This window comes from Flavonifractor porci (assembly GCF_037572415.1).
Taxonomy (GTDB): domain Bacteria; phylum Bacillota; class Clostridia; order Oscillospirales; family Oscillospiraceae; genus Flavonifractor; species Flavonifractor porci.
Window position 1 is genome coordinate 1 of record NZ_JBBHLB010000038.1, and the last position, 593, is coordinate 593.

A 593-nucleotide genomic window follows, 5' to 3' on the forward strand; every position below is an offset into this window, starting at 1 on the left:
GAGGTGGTCAAGTATGCCCACGCCCGCGGCGTGTCCGTTGAGGGCGAGCTGGGCGTGCTGGGCGGCCAGGAGGACCACGTGTTCGCCGCCACCTCCACCTACACCAACCCCCTGGACGCTGTGGAGTTCATCCAGAAGACCGGCGTGGACGCCCTGGCCATCTCCTACGGCACCCAGCACGGCGCCAACAAGGGCAAGGACGCCAAGCTCCGCAAGGAGATCCCCATCGCCATCAAGGAGTGCATCAACCGTCTGGGCATCTTCTGCGCCCTGGTGTCCCACGGCTCCTCCACCGTGCCCCAGTACATCGTCAAGGAGATCAACGACCTGGGCGGCGACATCCAGAATGCCTACGGCATCCAGGTTGAGCGCCTGATGGAGGCCATTCCCTGCGGCATCCGCAAGATCAACGTGGACACCGACATCCGTCTGGCCGTCACCCGCAACATGAAGGAGCTCTTCGCTCAGAAGCCCGAGCTGCAGAACAGCCCCTCCATCGGCGGCGTGTACGCCCTGCTGGAGGAGAAGAAGGCTGCCTTCGATCCCCGCGTGTTCTTCCCCCCCATCATGGACACCGTCCTCACCGGCAATGT

At 64.2% G+C, this 593-nt stretch carries 1 protein-coding gene; it reads left to right on the forward strand.

The window, feature by feature from the left end:
- Positions 1–593: class II fructose-bisphosphate aldolase (locus tag WHJ28_RS16440; protein WP_340043093.1), on the forward strand; the 593-nt coding region annotated here is incomplete at both ends.